Consider the following 21,582-nt stretch of genomic DNA (forward strand, 5'->3'; position numbering starts at 1 on the left):
GCGGCGCAGGCCGGCAGGGCAAGCCGGTCAGTGAGGTCGGCGGCTGAGCAGGGCGCGCAGGTGGCGCAGGGTCTCCTCGGGTGCCTCCTCGGGCAGGAAGTGTCCGGCGTCGACCGGGGCGCCGTCCAGGTCCGGGGCCCAGGCCGACCAGATGGCGAGCGGGTCGTACAGGCGGGCCACCATGCCCTCGGCACCCCAGAGCACGAGGGTCGGGCACTCGACGCGGCGCTTGCCCCGGTCGGCCTCGTCGTCGGCGACGCCGAGGGTGGAGGCGGCGCGGTACTCCTCGCAGATCGCGTGGACGGTCCCCGGGTCCGTGAACGGCTCGACGTACGCCGCCCGCACCTCGTCGGAGAACACCCCCGGCCGGGCCGTCCAGGTGTCGAGCATGTAGTCGACCAGCACGTGCGGCGCGGCGCCGATCAGCCGTTCCGGCACCGGCTCCGGCGCGGACAGGAACGACCAGACCCAGTAGGCGTGGCTGAACTCGCCGTCCGCGCGGGCGAACGCGTCGCCGGTCGGCACGATGTCGAGCACCGCGAGGTGGCTGGCGACGCCGGGGTTGTCCAGCGCCAGCCGGTACGCGCACCGGGCGCCCCGGTCGTGCCCGACGACCGCGAACCGTTCGAAGCCCAGCGCGCCCATCGCCTCCACCTGGTCGGCGGCGATCGCCCGCATCGCGTACGGCCCGTGGCCGGCGGCGCTGGGCGGCTTCCCGCTCGCGCCGTACCCGCGCAGGTCCGTCGCGACGACGGTGTGGTCCTCGGCGAGCGCCGGCGCCACCGCGTGCCACATCAGGTGCGTCTCCGGTATGCCGTGCAGGAGCAGGACCGGCGGCCCGGACCCACCCTTCACCCCGTGGATCGACGTCCCCGACACCGGGACCGTGAACTCCTCGAAACCCTCGAACACCCGATCTGAGTACCCGGCGCCGCGGCGATGACACGTGCGGGGCGCCGCGCTAGCGTTCCCCGGATGGAGGGTGTGCCGGACGGCGAGCGGGTGGCCGCGTCGCTGGCGGAGTGGGTGGCCGGGCTGACCTTCGCCGACCTGGACGCGGACGAGGTCACCGCCCTGCTGGTCGACGCCGTGGTGGCGTGGGCCGAGGGGCAGGGCTGGCGCGCGTACCGGCGGGCGCCGAGCGTCATGCCGCTGCCGCCGCCCTACGCGCACCGGCACTCCTGGATCGACGTCGGGTGCGCCCGGCCCGAGGGGCCGCCGATCGCCGTCGAGCTGGACCGCACCGACCGGCAGCGGACCGTCGACAAGCTCCGCGCCGAGGCGGAGGCCGGCCGGGTGGCGATCTGGCTGCGCTGGGGCGCCGGGCCGTTCGCGGCGCCGCCGGCCCCGGTCCACCTGGTGACCTGCCCGGTGACGGTCCGCCGCGGTGCGGCGCACCGGTACACCCGGCAGCCCCCGCGCCAACTGCCTCCGCCCGCCCACACAACCCCGGTGACGACCGCCGAACAGCCCACCCTCTTCACCGGCCGCTCATGATCGAAGCTCCCCTCACGTCGCTAGAACGACATGAAGGGAGCTTCGATCACGCTGGCCCGGCAACGCGGGCTCAGCGCCGGGCGGCGAGGGCGGCGCGCCAGCCGCCGGCGGCGGTCACGTCCGTGGCGTCGCGGACGCCGTGCTCCGCGGCCAGGAAGCCGGCCACCGACGTGCCGTCGTCCAGCCCGAGCTGCCCCAGCCCCAGCGGCGCCGGCACCGTGTCCAGCAGGGCGCCCACCGCCTGGTGCGGCACCCGCCACACCTCGACCGCGATCCCCTCGGCCGGCCCGTCGCCGGTGCGCACCAGGGCCGGCCGGGGCACGCCGGGCAGGTTCAGCCGAAAGAGCCGGTAGCCGGGCGCGGTCCGGGCCCGGAACGCCAGCCGGCCGCCGGCGGAGACCAGCTCGCGGTTCAGCGGCAGGCCGGACAGGTGGGCGCCGGCCACCGCGAGCAGCGTCGTGCCGGGCGCGGCCGGCGGTGCCGGGACGGGCTCGCCGCACCAGGCCGCGGCGAGATCCAGCAGCGGCGCGTCGGCGAAGGCCGGGGCGACGAACTGCACGCCGAACGGCAGCCCGTCCGCCCGCTCGCCGGCCGGCACCGCGACCGCGCAGAGGTCCAGCGGGTTCGCGAACGTCGTGAACGTCCCCACCCGCGCGTTCACCCCGACCGGGTCGGCCGCCACGTCGGCGAGGCGGGGGTGGCCGGGCGTGGTAGGGAGCATCAGCGCGTCGACGTCCGCCCACACCGCCTCGGTCTGCCGGCGCAGCGCCGCCAGGCGCTCGAACCCGGCGAAGACCGCCGGCCCGGCGATGTCCCGGCCGCGCAGCACGATGCCGCGCACGGTGGGGTCGAGGTGCGGGCCGTCCGGCTCCAGGTAGCGGCCGACCGCCGCGTACCGCGCGGCCAGCCACGGACCTTCGTACAACAGCCGGCCCGCGTCCAGGAACGGTCCGACGTCCACCGGCACCACATGCGCGGCGACGCCGCGGAGCCGGTCCAGCGCCGCCCGCCAGGCCTCCTGGTGCGGTGGGTCCAGCTCCGGTCCGGCATCTGGTACGGCGATCACGCGCATCCGGGCGGCCACCGCGGCCGGCGGCCGGGGCGGTGTCGGGCGGGACCGGGGGTCGTCCGGATCCGCCCAGGTCAGGGCGGCGATCGCGGGGCGGGCCGCGGCGACCGTGCGGGTGAGCGTGGTGACGCAGTCGAGGTCGGCGACCGCGGGCATCACGCCGGCGTTCGAGACGAGCCCGCGGGTGGGCTTGACCCCCACGAGCCCGTTGAACGCGGCCGGTACCCGCCCGGAGCCGGCCGTGTCCGTGGCGAGCGCGAGCGGTACCGCCCCGCTGGCCACCGCGACCGCGCTCCCCGAACTGCTGCCGCCGCAGACGTGCGCGGGGCTGGCGACGCTGTGGCACGCGCCGTACGGGCTGCGCGTGCCCACCAGCCCGGTCGCGAACTGGTCCAGGTTGGTCTTCCCCACCGGCACCGCCCCGGCTTCCAGGAGCAGCCGCACCGCCGTCGCCGAGGACCCGGCCGGCTTGCCGGCGAGCGCGGGGCAGGCGGCCGTGGTGGGGTGGCCGGCCAGGTCGATGTTGTCCTTGATCGCGAAGCGGACCCCGGCCAGCGGCCCCTCCGGGTCGGCCCGGGCGGCCAGCTCCTCCACTTCGGACGGATCGAGCCGGAGTGTCCACAGTGGCTGCTCGCTCATGACGCCGGGATCTTGCCGACGACGCCGCCGACGAAGTAGTCGATCGACTCGATGGTCTTGTAGTCGGGCACCGTGCCGGCCGGCACCCGCACCGTGCCGGCCTGGTCGACGACCGGCCCGAGGAACGGCGACCCGTCCTTGCTGATCCTCGCCTTCGCGTCGTCGACGAGCTTCTTCGTCGCGCCGTCCACAGTGGGACCGTACGGCGACTGGACGAACGGGTTGTCGCCGGTCTTGAGGCCGACCCGGAAGTTCGCGTTGTACGGCGAGCCGGTGAACTGCCCGGCCACGACCGTCTGGATCATCTTGGTGTAGAGCGGGCCCCAGTCCCACTCGGAGCCGGTCAGCCACCCCTTCGGGGCGAGCGGGCTCGCGTCGGCGTGGTACCCGACGGTGTACGCGCCGGCCGCCTCGGTGGCCCGGATGACGGTGGCCGTGCAGTCCTGGTGCTGGCTGATCACGTCGACGCCCTGGGAGAGCAGGCTCTTGGCCGCCTCGGCCTGCTTGGCGGGGTCGCACCAGTTGGAGGTGTTCACCACGTACGTCTTCGCGGCCGGGTTGACCGACGCCGCCCCGAGCTGGAACGCGTTGATGTTGTCCAGCGTCTGCGAGATCGGGAACGCGTACACGTACCCGAGCTTATTGCTCCTGGTGGCCTTGCCCGCGACGATGCCGGCGAGGTAGACCGGCTCGTAGACCGTGCCGAAGTACGTGCCGAAGTTTGGTGGCATGGGCCCGTCGACGATGTTGCCCTGCTGCAGGACGACCACGTCGGGGTTGGCCGCGGCGACCTTGAGCGCCGGGTCGCGGTGGCCGTACGAGGTGGCGAATATGATCTTCGCGCCCTTGCGGACCATGCCCTCCATCACGCGCGCGGCGTTGTCGTCCTCGGGCACGTTCTCGGCGGTCAGCACCTCCAGGTCTGGGTACGCCTTGGCCACCGCCTGGCTCCCCTCGTACGCGGCCTGGTTGTACCCGTAGTCGTCCTTGGGCCCGACGAAGATGAAGCCGATCTTCGTGCCGCCGGTGCCGGGCGCGCTTTCGGAGGTCTTGCTCGACGAGGTGGTGTTGGTGGCGCAGGCGGTCAGGAGCACGGCGCACGCCGTGACCGCGACGAGTCTTTTCACGATCGGCACCTCTTATCGGGTCGGGGTCAGCTGGAACACTCGCGATAGGTCTTCTGGGGCCGCTCCGGTCTGGCGGCGGCCCAGCACGATCAGCGCGGCGATCGTGACCAGGTACGGCAGGGCGTCGAGGGCGAACTGGTTGAAGCCGTAGCCGCGGGCCTGCAGTGCGGGGGAGAGGGCGAGCGCCGCGCCGAAGAGGTACGCGCCGCCGACCGCGCGCAGCGGGTGCCAGGCGGCGAAGATGACCAGCGCGACGGCGATGAACCCGCGACCGGCCGTCATGTTCTCGAACCAGGCGTTCGCGTACGCGGTGGACAGGTGCGCGCCGCCGATGCCGGCCAGCAGCCCGCCGCCGACGACGGCCAGGTAGCGCACGAGCAGCGGCGAGTGGCCGTACGTCGCGAGCACCGCCGGACGCTCGCCGGCGCTCCGTACGACCAGGCCCCACCGGCTGCGGAACAGCAGCCACCAGAGGGCGGGCGCGAGCAGGTACGAGGCGTAGACCAGCGGGTCGTGGTCGAAGAGGATCGGTCCGGCCCACGGGATCCGCGACAGGCCCGGGATCGGGTACGGCTGGAAGGGGCTGATCGCGCGCCCCACGTACGCGGCGCCGAACATCGAGGTGAGCCCGGCGCCGAGGAAGAGCACCACGAGCCCGGTGGCGAGCTGGTTGGCGCCCCGGCTGAGCACCGTGAACGCGTGCACCGCGGCGAGCAGCGCCCCGGCGCACGCGCCCGCGAGCACGCCGGCCCACGGGTCGCCGGTGCCGGCGGTGACCGCGTACGCGGCGAGCGCCCCGGTCAGCATGCTCCCCTCGGTGCCGAGGTTGATCACACCGGCCCGTTCGGCGAGGGTCTCGCCCAGCGCGGCGTACAGGATCGCGGTACCGCCGCGCACCCCGCCGGCCAGCACGTCGACGAAGATCATGACTTCCTCCCCGGGTGGCGACGGGTGCCGAGCACGACGAGCAGGACGACCGCCATGAGCACGTTGAGCGATGCGGCCGGCAGGCCGGAGTCGATCTGCAGGCTGTCGCCGCCCATCGCGATCGCGGCCAGCAGCAGCGCGGCGAGCCCGACCCGCAGCGGGCGGTGCAGGGCGAGCCAGCTGGCCAGGAAGCCCACGTACCCGAAGCTCGTGGTCATGCCCGGGCGCAGCTTGAACTCGGTCCCGGCGAAGTGCACCAGCCCCGCGAGCCCGGCCAGCGCGCCGCCGACGAGCATGGCGGAGAGCAGCAGCGGGCCGACCCGCATGCCGGCCCGGCGCGCCGCCTCCGGGTTGCCACCGACCACCCGCAGCCGGAAGCCCCACGCGGTGCGCCGCGTCGCGAACCAGACACCGGCCAGCGCGAGCAGGGCGAGCAGGATGCCGGCGTTGAGGGTGCCGCCGGTGACGAAGAGCGGCAGCCGCGCGGTCTCTTCGAGGGGGCGGGAGGAGGGCTGGCCGAAGCCGGCGGCGTCCTTCCACGGGTCGTAGATGAGGCCGAGCATGATGTCGATCGCGACGAAGTTGAGCAGCAGCGTGCTGATCGCCTCGTTCACGTTGGCGGTGAGCCGGAGCCCGGCGGCGATCCCGGCCCAGGCGGCGCCGGCGGCCATCGCGGCGACGACCATCAGGACCAGCGCGAGGCCGCCGGGGAGGCGCTGGTCGGTGACGAGGCCGACGCCCGCCGCGGCGACCGCGCCGATCACGATCTGGCCCTCACCGCCGACGTTGAGCAGGCCCGCTCGGGCGGGCACGGCCACCGCGAGTCCGGCCAGGAGCAGGATCGCCGCGCGTACCAGGACCGTCTGCGCCTGGGCCGGGTCGGCGAGGGAGGCCAGCATGTCCGCGTACATGGCGACCGGGTCGACGCCCTTGACCGCCGCGAACGCCCCGAAGATCAGCGGTGCGGCGAGGACGGCGGCCGCCCACCGTGGCCAGCTTCTTTGTCGATTGTCTACAGTCTGTGGGCGGACTTCGGCCGCCCCCACCGCGGCCCCGGTCATGCCGGCCCGCCGCCCAGCATGAGCTGGCCGATCGCGTACCGGTCGGTCTCGCCCGGCCGCACGATCCCGGCGAGGTGGCCGGCGTGCAGCACCGCGACGCGGTCCGAGATGGACAGCAGCTCGTCGAGGTCCTCGGAGACCACCAGCACCGCCGCGCCCGCGTCCCGCTGCTCCAGCAGCAGCTCCTGGGTGCGCCGGGTGGTGGCGATGTCGAGCCCCCGGCTCGGGTACGCGGCGACGACCACCGTGGCCGGCGCGCCCAGCGCCCGGGTCAGTACGACCCGCTGGATGTTGCCGCCGGAGAGCTCGCCCAGGACGCGGTGGCGGGCGGCCATCCGCAGCCGGGCCTTCGCGTCCCGGCGGTCGGCCTCGGCGCCCACGGACCGCCAGTCCAGCCGCCGCGCGGCCAGCGCGAAGTGCTCCAGGACGGTGAGGCCGGGTACGACGGCGTCGCTGACCGGGTCCTCCGGCACACCGACCGCGCCGGCGGCGAGCGCCTGGCGGGGTCCGTGCAGCGGCTCGCCGGCGAGCCGTACCGTGCCCGCGCTCGGCTTGCGCAGCCCGAGGAGCACCTCGCACAGCTCGCGCTGGCCGCTGCCGGCGACGCCCGCCACGCCGACCAGCTCGCCGGGGTGCAGGTCGAGGTCGACGCCGTGCAGCGCGTGGCCGGCCCCGACGCCGCGCAGCTCCACGACGGCCTTCGTCGCGGGGCGGCCCGCCCCGTCGCGCCCCTCCCGCAGGGGCGGTACGGCCCGGCCGACCATGGCCTCGACAAGCTCGGCGTCGCGGAGGCCGGCGGGGTCCGCGTCGCGCAGCACCACCCGCCCGCCGCGCAGTACGGTCACCCGGTCGGCGATCGCCCGCGCCTCGCCCAGCTTGTGCGTGATGATCACGAGCGACAGCCCGGCCGCGCGCAGCGACCGCATCGCGGCGAAGAGGGCGTCCACCTCCTGCGGGGCCAGCACGCTGGTCGGCTCGTCGAGGATGAGCAGGCGCGCCCCGCTCATCAGCACCTTGAGGATCTCGACCCGCTGCCGCTCGCCGATGGAGAGCCGGCGCACCAGCGCGGTCGGGTGCACCGGGAGCCCGTACCGCTGGCTGGCCGCGGCGATCTCCTTGGCGATCCCCCGGCGCCGGCGGCCGCGGGGCAGCGCGAGCGCGATGTTCTCCGCGACGGTGAGCGCCGGGATCAACCGCATGTCCTGGAAGACCATGCCGATGCCGGCGGCCCGGGCGGCGGCCGGCGAGCCGAGTGGCGTGGGCACGCCGTCGACCCGTACCTCACCGGCGTCGGGCCGGTAGACGCCGTAGATCAGCTTCATCAGCGTGCTCTTGCCGGCGCCGTTCTCGCCGAGCACCGCGTGCACCTCGCCCGGTGCCACCTCGAAGTCCACGGCGTCGTTCGCGACCACCTCGTCGAACCGGCACGTCAGCCCGCGTACGGCGAGGAGTGGCGCCGCCGCGGCGACCGCTGTCCCCTGCATGCGTCCTATAGGACGGTCGCTTGGTTACGATCCCGTGTCGCGGGAGTAAAGCTCCGAGTGCCCTATAGGATGGTCGCGTGACACTGACCAGCCTGGCCCCGATCGAGCGCGGCGCCGGCGCGGGTGGCACCGGCGACCGGGTCCGCGACGCCCTGGTCGAGGCGATCCTGGCCGGCGCCCTCCCGCCCGGCACCCACCTCAACGCGGACGCGCTTGCCAAGCGGCTCGGCGTCAGCCACATCCCGGTCCGCGAGGCGCTGCGGTCGCTGGGCGCGGACGGCTGGATCGACTACCGCCCGCACCTGGGGGCGTACGTCCGGGAGCGCAGCGAGCAGGAGCTCGCCGACCTCTTCGAGGCGCGGCTGGAGATCGAGGGGCGCACCACGGCGATGGCCGCCGAGCGGCGTACCGCCGAGCAGCTCGCCGCCCTGGACGCGATCCTCGCCCGCCAGGCGGGCGCCGCCGACCCGGTCGTGCTGGCCGCGCTCAACGCCGAGTTCCACATCGCGGTCGCGGCCTGCTCGCAAAACCACCTGATGGCCGGCTTCGTCCGCGCGCTGAGCCTGCGCGCCCGCTTCTACTTCTCCGCGGTCGCCCCCAGCCGCCGGCAGGCGTCGCTCGCCGACCACCGCGCGATCGTCGACGCCCTGCGCCGGCGGGACGCGGCCGAGGCCGAGCGGCTCGGCCGGTCCCACGTGGCCAGCACCCGCCGCGACCTGCACCGCGCCCTGACCGCACCGCCGCCGGCCACCCCGTGAGCCGCAGGCCGCGGGTCAGTCCAGTTTCGGGAGGAGGTCGGCCACCGGGCCGAACGTGAGCACCCCGCTGCCCGCCCCGGCCAGCTCGGCGGCGGCCGGCAGCAGCTCGTCGCGCACCCGGCGCATCGCCGCGCGGTCGCCCAGGGCGATGGCCGCGCGGGCGGCCAGGTACAGGCGCGCCTCGCGGAGCAGGTCGTGCGGGGACTCCGGCAGCGCCCGCAGCGCCTCGGCCGCCGCGCCGGCGCGCCCCCCGGCGAGCAGCGCGAGGGGGCGGACCCACGGCTCGTACGGGCCGAAGTCCCACCCGGACCACTCCGCCGCGGTCGGCTCGCGCAGCGAGAGGAGGGCGAGCGGGAGCAGGCCGTGCGCCATCCCCGGCATGCCGCCGCCGGCGAGCTTCGCCTGGGCCGCCCGGTACGCCTCCTCCGCCTCGCCCGGCCGCCCCTCGACCGCTTGGCGCAGCCCCGCGTACCAGGCGGTGAAGACGCCGACGAGGGGGAGCTCATAGCGGGCGGCGAGGTCGTCGGCGGCCCGCGCGTGCCGGTCCGCGGCGGCGAGGTCGGCGAGCGCCGCCTGCGCCTGCATCGCGACGAGGTGGCCGAGCACCTCGAACGTCACCAGGTCGTGCCCGGCGGCCACCTCCACCAGCTCGGCGCCGATGCCGGCCCGCTCGGCCGCCAGCCCGGCGCGCCCGAAGGTGTGCATGAACCGGGCGTTGAGCGCGAACGCGAGCAGCGTCGGGTCGCCGGCCGCGCGGGCCAGGTCCTCCGCCGCGCGGGCCGCCCGGGCACCGCGGCCGGTGGTGTCCCCGCGCAGTTCGAGGGCGAGGGTGCCGAGCAGGCGGGCCCGCCGGGCGCCGGCCTGCGCGGGCAGGGCGCGCTCGGCCGCGGCGGCGATCCGCCGGGAGAGCGCCTCGTCGTCGTTGCGGGTCCAGACCGCCGGTACGACGAACGCGGCGAGCACGTCCGCGACCAGCGCCGGATCGTCCACTGTGGCCACCGCCGTGACCGCCTCGCCGCGCAGCCGCCGCGCCTCGTCGAGGTGCCCGGTGACGGCGAGCGCCCGGCCCAGCCCCATCACCGCCTCCAGCCGCCCGCGCACGTCCCCGCCACCGGCCCGGTCGTACGCCGCCACGGCCTGGCGCCACAGCCGGGCGGCGGCGTGCGGGTCGGCGCGGCGTTCCGCGTCCTGGGCGGCGGCCCGCGCGTACCGGGCGGCGCGCGGTGCGGTGGCCCGGCTCGCGGCGAGCGCGAAGTGGTGGGCGAGGGCGGCGGCGTCGTCGGGGCGTACGCGCTCGATCGCCGCGCCGGCGGCGGCGTGCCAGCGAGCCCGGCGGGGCGCGGAGATGTCGCCGTAGAGCGTGTCCCGGACCAGGATGTGGGTGAACCGCGGCTCCGGCCCGTCGCCGCCGAGAAAGCCGGCCTCGACGGCGCGGTCGAGGGCGTCCAGTGTGGAGGGTTCGTCGCCGGTGAGCGCGACCAGCACCTCCGGGTCGACCTCGCGGCCGAGCACCGCCGCCCGGCGCAGGACGTCGCGCGCCGGCTCGGGCAGCTGGGCGAGGCGGTGCCGGATCACGTCCCGTACGCCGGCCGGGACCGCACCGGGCTCGGTGGCCAGCAGCCGGGCCAGTTCCCGGACGAAGAACGGATTGCCGCCGCTGCGCTCGTGGATCAGCCGCACCTGCCGAGCGTCGAGGTCCCGCCCAGCGGCCGCCCGGGCCAGCTCGCCGGTCGCTGCCTCGGGGAGCCCGCCGAGGTACACCCGGACCGGCTCGACGCGGGCCAGGCGGGCGAGCGCCGCGGTGAGGGTGGCGGGGATGGCGGTGGCCCGGTAGGTGCCGATGACGAGGAGCGGGCCGGTGGCCGGCTCCGGCCCGGCGAGTACGGCGGCGAGCACGTCGAGGGTGCCCTCGTCGGCCTGGTGCAGGTCGTCGAGGACGACGAGGAACGGCCCGCACCGGCCCGTCTCGGCGAGGCGGCGGGCGGTCTCCCGGTGCAGTCGGAAGCGGGCGGCGGCGGGATCGGCGCCCGGGTCGCCGGGCTCCTGCGCCCCGGTGACCTGCGCCCAGGGCCAGGCGATGGGCGCGCCGTCGTACTCGGGACTGCGCCCCCACGCCACCGACCAGCCGGCGCCGGCCAGGCGGCGGGCGAGCTCCTCGGCGAGGGCGGTCTTGCCGGCGCCGGCCTCGCCGGAGACGAGCGCGAGGCCCGGCTCCCGCCGCCGGCGGACGGTGTCGGTGGCCGCGACCAGCTCGGCCAGCTCCTCGCCCCGCCCGAAGAAACCGGCCGTGGGAGCCGGAAGGGCCGTGGGAGCCGGAAGGGCCGTGGGAGCCGGAAGGGCCGTGGGAGCCGGAAGGGCCGTGGGAGCCGGAAGGGACATGCGAGGCGGCGGGGCGGCGGGCGGCGGGAGCGGGGGAGCGGCCGGGGTCAGGTGTGGCGCCTGGGCGAGGATGTCGGCTTCGAGCCGGCGCAGCGCCGGCCCGGGGTCCAGGCCGAGCTCGCCGGCGAGCGTCTCCCGGGCCCGGCGCAGCGCGGCGAGGGCGTCGCCCTGGCGGCCGGCCCGGTACAGGGCGGTGGCCAGCAGCCGCCAGGCCTCCTCGCGCAGCGGGTGCGCGGCCGCGTGGGCGCCCAGGTCGGAGGCGGCCTCGGCGGCCCGGCCGAGCGCGAGCAGCGCCTCGCCGCGCCGCTCCACGGCGAGCATCCGCAGCTCGTCCAGGCGGTCGATCTCGGCGCGGGCCCACGGCTCGGCGGCGAACTCCGCGTACGCCGGGCCGCGCCACCGGGCCAGGCCCGCCTCGGCCAGCTCCAGCGCGGCCGCCGCGTCGCCGCTCGCGAGCAGCAGCCCGGCCCCGGCCACCGCCGCCTCGAAGTGGCCGGCGTCGACGGCGTCGGGGGCGGCCCGCAGCGCGTACCCGGGCGGGGCGGTCACCAGCAGGTGGGCCGGCTGCCGGGGCGGGCGGTCCGGCTCCAGCGCGCGCCGCAGGTCGGCCACGAACGTGCGGATCGCCGCGACCGCGCCCTCCGGCGGCTCCGGCCACAGGTCGCCGGCGAGGCGGTCGACCGGTACGACCCGGCCGCGCGCGATCAGCAGCCGGGCGAGGATGGCCCGCTGCCGGCCGCCCTTCACCGCGACCGGGTCGTCGCCGCGCGCCGCCGCGAGGGGCCCGAGCACGGTGAACGTCACGCCGGGCCTGGTCACGGCCACCACGGTAGCGGGTACTCATCCGTCGCTCAGCGATTGCTGATCCCCGCCGCGCAGGCTGGGCCGCATGACACCTCAGATCACCGGTTTCGAGTACCACCGGGTGCCGGTCGCCGAAGGGGTCGCGCTGAACGCGGCCGTCGGCGGCTCGGGCCGCCCGGTCGTGCTGCTGCACGGCTTCCCGCAGACCCACCTGATGTGGCGGCACGTCGCCGCCGACCTGGCCGCCGACCACACGGTCATCGCACCCGACCTGCGCGGGTACGGCGACAGCGACAAGCCCGCCGACCCGGACGGCGGCGCGTACAGCAAGCGGACGATGGCCGCCGACATCGTGGCGCTGGCCCGCGCGCTGGGGCACGAGCGGTTCGCCCTGGCCGGGCACGACCGGGGTGCGCTGGTCGCGATCCGGGCCGGCCTCGACCACCCGGACACGGTGACCCACCTGGCCTCGCTCGACGTGCTCCCGACCCTCGACATGTGGGACGTGATGCGCGGTACGACCGCGGCGGTCGGCTTCCACCTGTACCTGATGGCCCAGCCGCCGGGGCTGCCGGAGCGGCTGATCGGCGCCAGCCCGGACGCGTTCTTCGGCCACTTCCTGGACATCTGGTCCCGGGGCGGGCAAGGCCCGGCACGAGGAGCGGAGCGACGAGAGGGAGCCGAGCCGGCCGCCGGGACCGAACGCGAGCGCCAGCAGGCGCGGTCCCGGGACCCGGAGGCGATCCCGGCGCCGGTGCGGGCCGCGTACCTGGCCGCGTCCCGCGCGGCGGTGCCGTCGATCGTCGCCGACTACCGCGCCTCGGCCGGCATCGACGTCGAGCACGACCGCGCCGACCGGGCCGCCGGCAACACCCTGCGCATGCCGGTCACCGTGCTGCAGCAGGACTGGGGCGCGGCCCTCGGCTTCGACGCGGCGGCCATCTGGCGGGCCTGGGCGCCCGACCTGCGCCACGAGACCGTCTCCTGTGGACACTTCATGGCCGAGGAGGCGCCGGCCGAGGTGGTGAAGGCGCTCCGCGCCCTGCTGGCCCGGTAGCGCGTCCGGGTCACGCGTGGGTAGGCGCCTCCACGTGCCGCAGCGGGGCGAGGTCGTCGATCGCCCCCTCGTCCAGCAGGGCCAGGAACGCGTCCACCACCGCCGGGTCGAACTGGGTGCCCCGGCCGCGCTGGATCTGCTGGCGGGCCTCCTCCTCGCAGAGCGCGGCGGCGTACGCCCGGTCGGCCCGCATGGCGGCCCACGAGTCGCAGACCGCGATGATCCGGGCCTCGATCGGGATGCCGTCGCCGCGGAGGCGGGACGGGTAGCCGGTGCCGTCGTACCGCTCGTGGTGGCCGCCGACCAGCGGGGCGAGGTCGGCGCGGTCGCTGAGCTCGGTCAGCAGGCGGGCGCCCTCCTCGGGGTGGCGGCGCAGCACGTCCCACTCGGCCGGGCCGAGCCGGCCCGGCTTGGTGAGGATCGCGTCGTCGACGTTGATCTTGCCGATGTCGTGCAGGCGGGCGGCCGCGGCGGTCCGGCGGAGGGTGGCCTGGTGCAGGCCGAGGCGCGCGCCGGTGAGCAGCGACCAGCGGGAGACCGCGGTGCTGTGCTCGTGGCTGCCGAGCTTGGCGTCGATCTGGTCGGCCAGCCACACCAGCGCGGGCGGCAGGTCCGGGTCGGTGTCCAGCGCCAGGTCGGCCACCCGGCTGGCGGCGGCGACCTGGTCGCGGCCGCGGGCCTTGGCGCGGTACAGGGCGCCGTCCGCGTCGTGGATCAGGCCCTCCAGGTCACCGTGCGCCCGGCCGCCGCGGGTGCCGGCGCTGGCCACGCCGAGCGAGGCGGTGAGCCGCACGTCGTGGCCGTCGTGCACCGACAGCGGCGTGCGGGACAGCGCGCGGCGTACCTGCTCGGCCACCTCCAGCGCGGTCTCCTCCCCGGCGCCCGGCAGCAGGCAGACGAACTCCTCGCCGCCGTACCGGGCGACCAGGTCGTTGGGGCGCACCGCGCGGCGGATCCGGTCGGCCGCCTCCACCAGCACGCGGTCGCCGGCCGGGTGGCCGCAGGTGTCGTTGATCCGCTTGAAGCGGTCGAGGTCGATCATGACGAGGCTGACCGCGTGGCCGTCCCGCTCGGCGCGCTCGGCATCGAGGCGGAGCATCTCCTGGAAGAACCGCCGGTTGTAGAGGCCGGTCAGCCCGTCGGTGACGGCCAGCCGCTCCTGCTCGCGCAGCGCGACGGTGAGGGCCGCGGCGAGGCGGGTGCGGTCGCGGGTGACCAGCACCTGCCGCAGCAGCAGGCCGCTGACCAGCAGCACGGCGATGACCAGGGTCGACCGGGTCAGCCGGCCGTCGTTGAAGCGGTCGGCGGCGGCGAGGCCGACGATCGAGAGGACGGCCACCGCGGCCGGCAGCACGGCCAGGTCGCGGTCGAGCCCGCGTACCTCCGGCTCGGGCTCGGTGCGCCGCGCGGCCACCGCCGCGGCCAGGCAGAGCAGCACGGCCTCGAGCTGCCAGCCGAGGTTGAGCCAGCTCGCGTCCCCGTACGAGTGGATCATGAAAAGGTAGGCGTAGCCGGCGTCGGTCAGGCCGGCCACCGCGAAGCTCGCGCCCGCCAGCAGGAACGAGGGCGGCACGCCGCGGTGGCAGCAGAGCCCGACCACCACGAGCGCCGTGACGATCGAGACCGCGAGCAGCGGCTGCGCGAACGTGACGATCGCGCCGGCCTTCGTCGTGCCGGGCAGCAGCGGGCCGATGACCAGCGCCCACCCCACCGCGCCGACGCCGAGCGTGATCAGGGCCGAGTCGACGATGCCCCGCGCGCGGCGCAGCGCCTGGGCGCCGCCGAAGCCGATCACGATGGCCGGCAGGGCCACCGCGTACGAGGCCAGGTAGGCGACGTCGGCGAACGAGGGCGTCGGGGCGCCGCCCGGCCGGAGGTAGGCGTACCCGCTCCAGGTGAGCTCGCCGGCCAGCCACAGCAGGTTGGAGACGGCCAGCAGCCGCCAGGCGGTGCGCAGCCGGCCGCGGGCGCGCCGGGCGGCGAGGTAGGAGAGGGGGGCCAGGAGTGCGACCGGCACCACGTACACCACGTTGCCGACGAACCTGGCGAGCGTCTCCGAGCCCTGGCTCACCCCGGTGAGCAGTGCGAAGAGCGCCAGCCACGCCACGGCGGCGCCGGCTGCCCGGCGTACGAAACGCCGCTGGTCACCATCGACCCTCACGTCCGCCTCCGCTGTGGTCGCCTTCCGTGCCCTCGACCAGGGCCACGGAAAGTATTGTGGATCACATTCTCAGATTCTGTGTACCCCTAAATGCGCACAAATATGGGCGCATCCGGGTAGAACGTGCGCCACACGAGAGGACTGCTGTCGCGCCGGCACCATCGACGGGGGTGGGGTTCTCCTTACCTCGGATACGCCGGTTGGCACCATCGAACCGGGCGCCGATCCACACCAGACTCGAGAGTCATGGTGTGGAGAAGGGCCGTGGCCCTGGCGGTGATCGGGCTCCTGGCGCTCGGTCTGGTCTACATAGGATGGTCGGGCCACTCCCGGCCCGCGGTGCCGGACGGCGCGCACGCCGGCGACCTGGCGCTGGAGCCGTGCGCGTACGAGACCGACGGCGGGAGCCGGGCGGCCGACTGCGGCACGCTCGTCGTACCGGAGAACCGGCGCGACCCCGACTCGCGCCTGATCGCGCTGCCGGTGGTACGCGTCCGGGCGACCGCCGGACCGGCCGCGGAGCCGGTCTTCCGGCTGGTCGGCGGGCCGGGACAGTCCAACATGGACTTTCCCGAGGCCGGCTGGATCTCCGGCGGCCGTGACGTCGTGCTGGTCGGCTACCGGGGCGTCGACGGGTCGGTCCGGCTCGACTGCCCGGAGGTGACCGGGGCCCTGCGCCGCTCGGCCGACTTCACCTCCGCGGCGACCGCCGAGCGGTTCGCGGCGGCGCTGACCGACTGCCGCCAGCGGCTGACCGGCGACGGCGTCGACCTCGACGGGTACTCGCTGCCGCAGCGCGTCGACGACCTGCAGGCGGCCCGCGAGGCGCTCGGCTACGGGCGGATCGACCTGCTCAGCCAGAGCGCCGGCACGCGCACCGCGATGATCTACTCGTGGCGGTACCCGGAGGCGCTGCACCGCTCGGTGATGATCGGCGCCAACCCGCCCGGCCACTTCGTGTGGGACCCGGAGATCACCGACGAGCAGATCCGCTACTACGCCGGACTCTGCGCCGCGGACGAGGGCTGCGCCGCCCGTACCCCGGATCTGGCCGCCGAGCTGCGCGCCACCGTCGCGGACGCACCGGACCGGTGGGGTCCGCTGCGGGTCAAGACCGGCACCGTCCGGGCGGCGACGATGTGGGGGCTGCACGAGAGCACCGGCGCGGCGGCCCCGCTCAACGGGCCGACCACGTTCGACGCCTGGCTGAGCGCGGCGGAAGGCGACCCGAGCGGGCTCTGGGCCCTCGGCGTGCTGGCCGACCTGGTCTTCCCGGAGTCGTTCGTGTGGGGCGAGTCCGCGGCGACGGTCAGCATCGACGCGCCCGCCGTCGAGGCGTACTACGCGGGCGGTGGCGACCCCGGAACGATCCTCGGCAACGCGGCCACCGACTTCATCTGGGCCCGCGGGCAGATGGCCGAGGCGTGGCCGCCGAGCCCGGACCACGCCGACTACCAGCGCGTCCGACCGTCCGATGTGGAGACGCTGGTGATCGGCGGGACGGTCGACTTCACCGCGCCGCCGACCGTGGCCACCGCCGAGCTGATGCCCGCGCTGCCCAACGGCCACCAGGTCGTGCTCGCCGAGCTCGGCCACACGGCTGACTTCTGGGGCAACCAGCCGGCGGCCGGCAAGCGGCTGTTGAACACGTTCTACGACCGCGGCGTCGTGGACCGTTCGGGGTACACGACACAGCCGGTCGACTTCGAAGTGGGGACGTCGATGCCGGCGGTGGCGCGGGTGGTCCTCGCCGTCCTGGCCGGTGGCGCGCTGCTCGCGCTGGCGCTGCTCGGCGGGATGGCGCTGTGGGTGTGGCGCCGGGGCGGCTTCGGGGTGGTGGCGAGCGTACTGCTGCGCAGCCTCGCGGCGGCCGTGGCGGGGCTCGGCGGGTGGTTCCTGGCGATCCTGGTAGCGGCGGCCGTGTGGCCCGGGCTGTTCGCCAGCGGCGGGCTCGCGATGGTGGCGTCGGGGCTCGCGGTCGGGCTCTGCGTGTACCTGGCCTGGCTCCGCCGGGGCGTCCGGCCGGGCCTGCGGTACGGCGCCCTCGGCGCGGCGGTGGCCTGGGGCCTGGCCGGCGCCTGGCTCGGCGCGCACGCGGTAGCGGGCCTGGCCGGCGCGCTCGCCGGGATCCTCGGCGCGGTCCTGGCCGCCAACCTCGCCGTGCTCGCGCTGGACGTGGCTCGCACCGCGCGCTCCCGTGATCGAAGCTCCCCTGACGTCGTTCTAGCGACTTCGAGGGAGCTTTGATCACCGGCTAGGTGAACGGCTCGGCCGTCGTGGCCAGGGCCTGGCGGACGACGTCGGCCAGCGGCTCGTCCGGGTGCTCCAGCCACATCTGGTTGGCCACCCGGACGGCCGCCAGGAAGTGCGCGGCCAGCAGCCGGGCGCGCAGCGGGGCGTCCGGTGAGGCCGGGAGCCGTCCCGCGATCACGCCGGCGAGCTCGCGCTCGGCCACCGCGTACGAGCTGACCAGCTCGCCGGCGAGCGCCGGGTCGCGGCGGAGCGTCCGGTACCGGGCCCGCCACTCCGGGTCCTCGTCGGCGTTCTCCGCGGCCGACGCCTCGATCGCGCGGGTGAGCGCGGTCCACGCCGCCTCGCCGGCCGGGCGGTCGCGTACCAGCTCGATCAGCCGGCCCACCCGGGCGTAGTCGGTGTGCAGGAGCGCCCGCTCCTTGCTGGCGAAGTAGTTGGAGAACGTGCGCCGCGACACGTTCGCCGCGTCCGCGATCGCCTCCACGGTGACGTGCTCCACGCCGTGCTCGGCCGCGAGCCGCACGGCGGCCTCGTGCAGGGCCTGCCGCGTCGCGGCCTTCTTCCGCTCCCGCAGCCCGGGTGGGTTCGTCGTCACCGTCATCGCCTCGCAGCCTACGCGCCGCGTGACGTTCTTCCCAGTGAGAAAACTTGCGCACTGAGCATGTTTTGCGGGATGCTTGCCGTGAACCAATCCGTCCACTCCCCTGGAGGCCCGCGTCGTATGACCGCGTCCGCTTCTGTCGCTCCCGAGGTCATGAGCCACCGGCAGCGCTTGGAGAGCCTCAGCGGCCTGCTGCTGGTGCTCTTCGTGGCCCTGCTCAGCTCCACCGTCGTCTCGACCGCGCTCCCCAAGATCATTGGCGCCCTCAACGGCAGCCAGACCCAGTACACGTGGGTGGTCACCGCGACCCTGCTGACCGCGACCGCGTCGACGCCGATCTGGGGCAAGCTCGCCGACCTGCTCAACAAGAAGCTGCTGGTGCAGATCGCGATCGGCATCTTCGTCGTCGGCTCGATGGTCGCCGGGTTCGCGCAGAACGCGGGTGAGCTGATCGCCGCCCGCGCGTTCCAGGGCATCGGGGTCGGCGGCCTGCAGGCGCTGGTCCAGGTCGTGATCGCGGCGATCATCCCACCGCGCGAGCGGGGCCGCTACAACGGCTACCTGGGCGGCACGATGGCCCTCGCGACGGTCGGCGGCCCGCTGCTCGGCGGCCTGATCGCGGACACCGCGTGGCTCGGCTGGCGCTGGTGCTTCTTCGTCGGCGTACCGGTCGCGATCGTCGCGCTGCTGCTGCTCCAGGCCACCCTGCACATCCCCACCATCCGCCGCAAGGTCAAGATCGACTATCTCGGCGCCACGCTCATCGCGGCCGGGGTGAGCATCCTGCTGATCTGGGTCTCGTTCGTCGACCACTCGTTCGGCTGGCTCTCCTGGGAGACCGGCGCGATGGTCGGCGGCGCGGTCGTGCTGCTCGCCGCCGCGCTGCGGGTCGAGTCGCGGGCCGCCGAGCCGGTCATCCCGCTGCGCATCGTGCGCGAGCGGACCACCGCCCTCGCGATCGTGGCCAGCCTCGCGGTCGGCACGGCGATGTTCGGCGGCGCGGTCTTCCTCGGCCAGTACTTCCAGATCGGCCGCGGCTACAGCCCCACCGAGGCCGGCCTGCTCACCATCCCGATGATGGCCGGCGTGCTGATCACCTCCATCGTCGCCGGCCGGCTGATCAGCGTCTCCGGGCGGGTCAAGCCGTACATCCTGGCCGGCACCATCCTGCTCGTCGCCGGGTTCGCGCTGCTGTCGATCATCGACCACGAGACCTCGCTGGTCGTGGTGGGCGCGGCGATGTTCCTGGTCGGCGCGGGCGTCGGCATGTCGATGCAAAACCTGATCCTCGCCGTGCAAAACACCGTGCCCCTGCGCGACGTCGGCGCGGCCAGCTCCTCGGTGACGTTCTTCCGCTCGCTGGGTGGCACGATCGGCGTCTCGGTGCTCGGCGCGGTGCTCGCCAACCGGGTCACCGACAGCATCACCCACGACCTGGCCGCGGCCGGGCTCCCCACCTCGGGCGGGGGCGGCACCAGCACGCTCAACCTCAACGCGCTCCCGGACACGGTGCAGCACATCGTGCGCGCCGCGTACGGCGACGCGACCGGCCACATCTTCCTCATCTCGGCCGCGATCGGTGTCCTCGGCGTGATCGCCGCCGCGCTGCTCAAGCCGGCGCCGCTGCGCACCAGCCTCGACTCCGCCCCGCCCGCCGGCCCGTCGGCCCCGCAGTCGTCCGCTTCCGGTTCGGCTGCCGCTCCCGACTCGGCTGCCGCCTCCGGCTCGTCGTCCGCTTCCGGGGGCGAAGCGGACGAGCCCGTGTCCAACGCGAGGGGCCGGTAGCGGGGTCATGCGATCCGCCGTCGAGCAGTACGGGCCGCGGTGGGCGCCGCCGCCGTTCGAGCGCGGGACCGACGGACCTCGGGTGATCCTCGTCGGCGTGGACGGTTCGGACACGTCGATGCGCGCCGCCGCGTACGCCTGCGGCCTCACGAGGCGGCAACGCTGCCGGCTGGTCGTGGCGTACGCGGCGCCCGTGCAGACCTGGGCCTGGGCCATCCCCGGCGCCGCGCCCATGCTGGTCGCCGCGCACGAGGAGCTGGAGGCCGAGCTGCGCGCGGAGATCCGGCAGCTGGCCGAGGAGATGCGGATCCCGGTGAGCTTCGTCTGCCGCCGCGGCGACGCGTACGGCTGCCTGCGCGAGGTCGCCGGCGAGGTCAAGGCGGACATCGTGGTGGTGGGCGCGTCGACCCAGGCGCACCGGCTGTTCGGCGGCTCGGTGGCCAACCGCCTGGTCCGCCTCGGCCGCTGGCCGATCACGGTGGTGCCCTGACCGAGCGTGGGTAGGGTCCCCGGCCTCCGCTGCCGGTCCGCAGGTTTCCCCGCGCCGCCGGCGGATCGGGCATAGGCCGGCGGAGCTCTCGAGCTGCACGCACAGACGGGGCAAGCCCCGTGCGGCACGCGCGGCCTGTGCGGGCGGAAGCTGTCGCGCCGCACGCATGGACGGGGCAGCTCGAGAGCCTCCCGCCGGCACACAGCCCGGCGCTGGCGCGGCGGGTGAGTGTGGCGGATGCGGACGCCCGGGCGTCCGCCGGCTCCCCGCAGGGGCCGGGGTGGCGGCCGCCGACCGCGAAGGGTGCGGCCGCGGGAAAGCACCCCAAGAAAACGCTCCGCTGCGCTCCACGTTTCCCCGGGGGCCCCGCGCAACGGTCCGGACCACCGCGGACGTCGCGGCAGCTCGAAATCTGGTCTTCCGGTTCTGGAGACGGCGCGGTCCCCCACGGCCGTGATCGAAGCTCCCCTCAAGTCGCTAGAACGACGTGAAGGGAGCTTCGATCACAGACCATCGGCGCCTTCAGCCCAGCCAGGCCGCGATCAGGACGAGGGTCGCGGCGGCGGCCAGGGTGGTGAGCACGATCGTGTCGCGGGCCAGGGTCACCGCGCGGTCGTAGCGGCTGGCGAAGACGAAGATGTTCTGCGCGGTGGGCAGGGCCGCGGTCACGACCGCGGCGAGCAGCGCCGGCCCGTCGAGGCCGAGGGCGTGCCTTCCGATCAGGTACGCGAGCAGGGGCTGCCCGACCGCCTTCAGGACCACCGCGGTGTACCGGCTTCGCCCGTCCGGCCCGGCCTGGAACGGTCGGCTGCCCGGCAGCGACATCCCGAGTGCGAGCAGTGCCAGCGGTACCGCGGCCGAGGCCACCAGGTCGAACGGCCGCAACACCTCGTCCGGCGGCCGCCACCCGGTCGCGGCGACCGTGATCCCCACCGCCGAGGCGAGCGTGAGCGGGCTGCGCAGCGGCAGCACCGCGAGCGCCCGCGGTGACGGCCGCCGCCCGCCGGTGGTGACGTCGAGCACGGCCAGCCCGAGCGGCGCCGCCAGCATGGTCTGGAAGAGCAGCACCGGCGCGATGAACGACACGTCGCCCAGCACGTACGCGGCGACCGGGATGCCCAGGTTGCCGGCGTTCACGTACGAGGCGGCGAGCGTGCCGACGGTCAGCGTCCCGGTGTCCGGCCGGTCCCGCCCGCGGTGTGCCAGCAGCGTGATCGCCAGGTACGCGCCGGCGGTGAGCACCGTGCTCAGCACGAACGCGGCCAGTGCCGGGGTGAACACCTCCCCGGGCGAGGAGCGGGCCAGCGTGGTGAGCAGCAGCGCCGGCGCGGCGACGAAGAACACGAGGCGGGCGAGCACGGTCGGGCCCGAGGGGCCGAGCAGCTCGAACCGCCCGATCAGGTACCCGACCAGGGTGACGACCCAGATCGCCGCGAAGCCGGCCAGCACGCCACGCACCGGGTAAGCATGGCGGGCGGTTGCCGGGCCCC

Annotated in this window: 16 protein-coding genes; 6 read left to right on the forward strand and 10 right to left on the reverse strand. The window is 75.5% G+C overall.

The genetic code is table 11. From position 1 onward, the window contains the following. Nucleotides 1–27: 27 nt before the first annotated feature. Nucleotides 28–912: an alpha/beta fold hydrolase gene (locus tag RB614_RS33645; protein WP_308716738.1), complete on the reverse strand. Its 885-nt coding sequence runs from the start codon at nucleotides 910–912 to the stop codon at nucleotides 28–30. Between the two features lie 63 nt (nucleotides 913–975). Between RB614_RS33645 and RB614_RS33650 the strand changes: the two genes are divergently transcribed. Continuing rightward, complete coding sequence (locus tag RB614_RS33650; RefSeq protein ID WP_308716739.1) at nucleotides 976–1,497, forward strand: hypothetical protein; 522 nt, start codon at nucleotides 976–978, stop codon at nucleotides 1,495–1,497. 70 nt (nucleotides 1,498–1,567) lie between these two features. On the opposite strand, the gene atzF is transcribed toward RB614_RS33650, so the two are convergent. Genes atzF through RB614_RS33675 form a run of 5 tightly spaced genes read right to left on the reverse strand, consistent with a single transcriptional unit; the run spans nucleotide 1,568 to nucleotide 7,804 of the window. Beyond that, on the reverse strand, nucleotides 1,568–3,205 hold the full coding sequence (gene atzF, locus RB614_RS33655) for an allophanate hydrolase (protein ID WP_308716740.1): 1,638 nt from the start codon (nucleotides 3,203–3,205) through the stop codon (nucleotides 1,568–1,570). After that, nucleotides 3,202–4,332, reverse strand: a complete 1,131-nt coding sequence (locus tag RB614_RS33660) for a BMP family ABC transporter substrate-binding protein (RefSeq protein ID WP_308716741.1) — start codon at nucleotides 4,330–4,332, stop codon at nucleotides 3,202–3,204. Before RB614_RS33660 ends, atzF begins: the two co-directional genes overlap by 4 nt. A 12-nt stretch (nucleotides 4,333–4,344) precedes the next feature. After that, on the reverse strand, nucleotides 4,345–5,259 hold the full coding sequence (locus RB614_RS33665) for an ABC transporter permease (protein WP_308716742.1): 915 nt from the start codon (nucleotides 5,257–5,259) through the stop codon (nucleotides 4,345–4,347). Next, on the reverse strand, nucleotides 5,256–6,320 hold the full coding sequence (locus RB614_RS33670; protein ID WP_308716743.1) for an ABC transporter permease: 1,065 nt from the start codon (nucleotides 6,318–6,320) through the stop codon (nucleotides 5,256–5,258). Before RB614_RS33670 ends, RB614_RS33665 begins: the two co-directional genes overlap by 4 nt. Further along, entirely contained in the window at nucleotides 6,317–7,804 is a 1,488-nt protein-coding gene (locus RB614_RS33675) for an ABC transporter ATP-binding protein (protein ID WP_308716744.1), read from the reverse strand. The genes RB614_RS33670 and RB614_RS33675 overlap by 4 nt, the downstream gene beginning before the upstream one ends. 77 nt (nucleotides 7,805–7,881) lie before the next feature. Here RB614_RS33675 and RB614_RS33680 point away from each other — a divergent pair, with 77 nt between their 5' ends. Further along, entirely contained in the window at nucleotides 7,882–8,562 is a 681-nt protein-coding gene (locus RB614_RS33680; protein ID WP_308716745.1) for a GntR family transcriptional regulator, read from the forward strand. Between the two features lie 15 nt (nucleotides 8,563–8,577). Here RB614_RS33680 and RB614_RS33685 read toward each other — a convergent pair whose 3' ends face one another. After that, on the reverse strand, nucleotides 8,578–11,760 hold the full coding sequence (locus RB614_RS33685; RefSeq protein WP_308716746.1) for an ATP-binding protein: 3,183 nt from the start codon (nucleotides 11,758–11,760) through the stop codon (nucleotides 8,578–8,580). Between the two features lie 70 nt (nucleotides 11,761–11,830). Between RB614_RS33685 and RB614_RS33690 the strand changes: the two genes are divergently transcribed. Then, nucleotides 11,831–12,802 carry an alpha/beta fold hydrolase gene (locus RB614_RS33690; RefSeq protein WP_308716747.1) on the forward strand — a complete coding sequence of 324 codons (972 nt, stop codon included), beginning with the start codon at nucleotides 11,831–11,833 and terminating at the stop codon, nucleotides 12,800–12,802. A 10-nt stretch (nucleotides 12,803–12,812) separates the two neighbouring features. On the opposite strand, the gene RB614_RS33695 is transcribed toward RB614_RS33690, so the two are convergent. Next, nucleotides 12,813–14,963, reverse strand: coding sequence for a bifunctional diguanylate cyclase/phosphohydrolase (locus RB614_RS33695; protein WP_308716748.1), 2,151 nt, complete (start codon nucleotides 14,961–14,963; stop codon nucleotides 12,813–12,815). Between the two features lie 246 nt (nucleotides 14,964–15,209). Between RB614_RS33695 and RB614_RS33700 the strand changes: the two genes are divergently transcribed. Next, nucleotides 15,210–17,210, forward strand: coding sequence for an alpha/beta hydrolase (locus RB614_RS33700; RefSeq protein ID WP_308716749.1), 2,001 nt, complete (start codon nucleotides 15,210–15,212; stop codon nucleotides 17,208–17,210). 7 nt (nucleotides 17,211–17,217) lie between these two features. On the opposite strand, the gene RB614_RS33705 is transcribed toward RB614_RS33700, so the two are convergent. Further along, nucleotides 17,218–17,817 carry a TetR/AcrR family transcriptional regulator gene (locus tag RB614_RS33705; protein ID WP_308716750.1) on the reverse strand — a complete coding sequence of 200 codons (600 nt, stop codon included), beginning with the start codon at nucleotides 17,815–17,817 and terminating at the stop codon, nucleotides 17,218–17,220. Between the two features lie 120 nt (nucleotides 17,818–17,937). Here RB614_RS33705 and RB614_RS33710 point away from each other — a divergent pair, with 120 nt between their 5' ends. After that, the gene (locus RB614_RS33710; protein WP_308716751.1) at nucleotides 17,938–19,602 is read left to right on the forward strand and encodes an MDR family MFS transporter; all 1,665 of its coding nucleotides are present in this window, start codon (nucleotides 17,938–17,940) and stop codon (nucleotides 19,600–19,602) included. A gap of 7 nt (nucleotides 19,603–19,609) precedes the next feature. Further along, nucleotides 19,610–20,092: a universal stress protein gene (locus tag RB614_RS33715; RefSeq protein WP_308716752.1), complete on the forward strand. Its 483-nt coding sequence runs from the start codon at nucleotides 19,610–19,612 to the stop codon at nucleotides 20,090–20,092. Between the two features lie 522 nt (nucleotides 20,093–20,614). On the opposite strand, the gene RB614_RS33720 is transcribed toward RB614_RS33715, so the two are convergent. Next, nucleotides 20,615–21,550 carry an AEC family transporter gene (locus RB614_RS33720; RefSeq protein WP_308716753.1) on the reverse strand — a complete coding sequence of 312 codons (936 nt, stop codon included), beginning with the start codon at nucleotides 21,548–21,550 and terminating at the stop codon, nucleotides 20,615–20,617. Nucleotides 21,551–21,582 lie beyond the last annotated feature (32 nt).

Source organism: Phytohabitans maris (genome assembly GCF_031085175.1).
In the GTDB taxonomy this organism is placed as follows: Bacteria; Actinomycetota; Actinomycetes; order Mycobacteriales; family Micromonosporaceae; genus Phytohabitans; species Phytohabitans maris.

Coding starts and splice junctions, on each gene's coding strand:
- RB614_RS33650 (WP_308716739.1), top strand. CDS start 976: ATGGAGGGTGTGCCGGACGGCGAGCGGGTGGCCGCGTCGCTGGCGGAG.
- atzF (WP_308716740.1), bottom strand. CDS start 3,205: ATGAGCGAGCAGCCACTGTGGACACTCCGGCTCGATCCGTCCGAAGTG.
- RB614_RS33665 (WP_308716742.1), bottom strand. CDS start 5,259: ATGATCTTCGTCGACGTGCTGGCCGGCGGGGTGCGCGGCGGTACCGCG.
- RB614_RS33670 (WP_308716743.1), bottom strand. CDS start 6,320: ATGACCGGGGCCGCGGTGGGGGCGGCCGAAGTCCGCCCACAGACTGTA.
- RB614_RS33675 (WP_308716744.1), bottom strand. CDS start 7,804: ATGCAGGGGACAGCGGTCGCCGCGGCGGCGCCACTCCTCGCCGTACGC.
- RB614_RS33690 (WP_308716747.1), top strand. CDS start 11,831: ATGACACCTCAGATCACCGGTTTCGAGTACCACCGGGTGCCGGTCGCC.
- RB614_RS33700 (WP_308716749.1), top strand. CDS start 15,210: ATGGTGTGGAGAAGGGCCGTGGCCCTGGCGGTGATCGGGCTCCTGGCG.
- RB614_RS33705 (WP_308716750.1), bottom strand. CDS start 17,817: ATGACGGTGACGACGAACCCACCCGGGCTGCGGGAGCGGAAGAAGGCC.
- RB614_RS33710 (WP_308716751.1), top strand. CDS start 17,938: ATGACCGCGTCCGCTTCTGTCGCTCCCGAGGTCATGAGCCACCGGCAG.
- RB614_RS33715 (WP_308716752.1), top strand. CDS start 19,610: ATGCGATCCGCCGTCGAGCAGTACGGGCCGCGGTGGGCGCCGCCGCCG.